3 protein-coding genes and 1 pseudogene are annotated in these 1,323 nt (G+C 71.4%); all 4 read left to right on the top strand.

What is annotated here, in order from left to right; genetic code table 11:
* A partial coding sequence (locus ACFFNX_RS50195) for a squalene/phytoene synthase family protein (RefSeq protein ID WP_378213575.1) occupies nt 1-323 on the top strand: 323 nt, incomplete at its 5' end.
* A 19-nt stretch (nt 324-342) separates the two neighbouring features.
* Nucleotides 343-684, top strand: coding sequence for a lycopene cyclase domain-containing protein (locus ACFFNX_RS50190; protein ID WP_378213574.1), 342 nt, complete (start codon nt 343-345; stop codon nt 682-684).
* A 123-nt stretch (nt 685-807) separates the two neighbouring features.
* Entirely contained in the window at nt 808-1,128 is a 321-nt protein-coding gene (locus ACFFNX_RS50185) for a lycopene cyclase domain-containing protein (RefSeq protein WP_378213572.1), read from the top strand.
* Nucleotides 1,125-1,323, top strand: a pseudogene (locus ACFFNX_RS50180) (hypothetical protein); the annotation flags it as partial. The gene ACFFNX_RS50185 and the pseudogene ACFFNX_RS50180, both read left to right, overlap by 4 nt.

Raw genomic sequence — 1,323 nt, 5'->3', positions numbered from 1 at the left:
TCGACCGCGAGGTGCTCGCCGACTGCCGGCGAAGCCGCTCCGCCGAGCCGCGGGTGCGGCGGGCGCTCGCCGACCAGATCGCGCGCACGCGCGAGGTGTACGACCGGGCCCGGCCCGGGATCGCCCTGCTGCACCCCGCCTCCCGGCCCTGCGTCGCCACGGCGTGCAGGCTCTACTCCCAGATCCTCGACCGCATCGAGGCCCACGACTACAACGTCTTCGACGGGCGCGTCTCCGTGGGCACCGGCCGCCGGCTGGCGCTCGCCGGCGGCGCCGTCGCACGCTCTCTGTGGACGCGCGCACGGGCGTCCGAAGCACAGTGACAGCGCGGAAAGGATCGACATGGACCATCTGCAATACCTGGCGCTGCTCGTGGGCTGCGTGGCGGTCACCCTGCCGTTGGAGCTGTCGGGCAGCCGGGTCTACCGGCGGCCCCGGCGGCTCGCCCGCGCCGTGCTCCCCGTCGCCGCGATCTTCGTGGTGTGGGACGTCATCGCGATCGCGGCCGGCCTCTGGTGGTACAACCCCCGGTATGTCACCGGCATCACCCTGCCGTTGTCGCTGCCGCTGGAAGAGGCGCTGTTCTTCCTGGTCGTCCCGGTCTGCGGGGTCCTGACGCTGGAGACCGTCCGCCGCCTCACTCCGCGGCGACGCGCCACCGCACGGGAGGAGAAGGTCAAATGAGCGAGCGGGTCGGAAAGCACGCGCGCATGGTCCCTCCTCCGACGAAGGAGGGTTCATGAGCGAGCGAAGCGAGCGAATCAGAGAACACGCGCCCATGATCCCTCCTCCGACGAAGGAGGGTTCATGATCTGGCTCGGCTACACCGTCCCGGCGGTGGTCTCGGTCGTGGCCGTCGTCGCGTTGGAACTCGCCCGGCTGCGCACCGGACTCTTCCGCAGCGGCGCGTACTGGATCACGATGGCGATCGTGTTCGGGTTCCAGACCGTGGTCGACGGCCGGCTGACCAAGCTGTCCGCGCCGATCGTCAGCTACGACCCCCACCAGCTGTCCGGGCTGCGGATCCCCTTCGACATCCCGGTGGAGGACTTCCTGTTCGGCTTCTCCCTCATCACCGCGACCCTGCTCCTGTGGGAACACGCCCGGCGAACGGAGGAGTCCCGATGACCCCCCTCGTACGGCGGCAGGTGCCCGACGCGTTCGACCGCGGCGCGTCCGCGTACGACCGGCTCGTCGGCGCCAACCCCGGCTACCACGCGCACCTTCGGCGGTCCGCCCGCGCGTTCGGCTTCGGCGACCGGCCGGTTCGCCTGCTGGACGTGTGCTGCGGCACCGGTGCCTCCACCGCGGCGCTCCTGGCCG

Origin of the sequence: Actinoallomurus acaciae (genome assembly GCF_042429965.1) — a bacterium.
GTDB lineage: Bacteria > Actinomycetota > Actinomycetes > Streptosporangiales > Streptosporangiaceae > Actinoallomurus > Actinoallomurus acaciae.
Note: the sequence above shows the minus strand (reverse complement) of the source record. Positions and strands in the feature narration are given on the sequence as shown.